This window comes from Streptosporangium oxazolinicum, assembly GCF_039537505.1.
In the GTDB taxonomy this organism is placed as follows: Bacteria; Actinomycetota; Actinomycetes; order Streptosporangiales; family Streptosporangiaceae; genus Streptosporangium; species Streptosporangium oxazolinicum.
Window position 1 is genome coordinate 1 of record NZ_BAABAQ010000048.1, and the last position, 584, is coordinate 584.

The window sequence follows — 584 nt, forward strand, 5'->3', positions numbered from 1 at the left end:
ACTCGCCAGGCTGATGTTGCGCGAGACGCTCTGGTCCAGCAGCAACGCCTGCGCCTTACGCTCCTCGGGCGCCAACCCCATGCCCAGCCGCACCGCACCGGTCGTACCACCACCCCGGCGCACCGGCCTGCCCTCCAACACCACCTCGCCGGAGAAGCGCCGCGCCCCGTACACCGCCTCGATGATCTCCGAACGTCCCGAACCGACCAGACCGGCCAGCCCCACGATCTCCCCCGCCCGCACCGAGAACGACACGTCCGAGACGCGGCCGGGGATGCTCAGCTCACGGACCCGCAGCACCTCCGCCTTGCCGTCGTGGCTGCCGGGGGCGGGCCGCTTGGGGAAGACGTACTCGACGTTGCGGCCGGTCATCAGCGAGACCACCTGCGAGGTCGGCGTCTCCTTGGCCGGCAGGCCCACCGCGACCGTACGGCCGTCCTTGAGCACCGTCACCCGATCCCCGATCTCGCGGATCTCCTCCAGCCGATGCGAGATGTAGACCACCGCCACCCCCTGCGCGGTCAGCTCCCGGATGATCCGGAACAGGTTGCCCACCTCGTCATGGGCCAGCGCCGCCGACGGCT

1 protein-coding gene is annotated in these 584 nt (G+C 70.9%); it reads right to left on the reverse strand.

The window, feature by feature from the left end:
- A partial coding sequence (locus ABD817_RS39465) for an ATP-binding cassette domain-containing protein (RefSeq protein WP_344923578.1) occupies nucleotides 1-584 on the reverse strand: 584 nt, incomplete at both ends.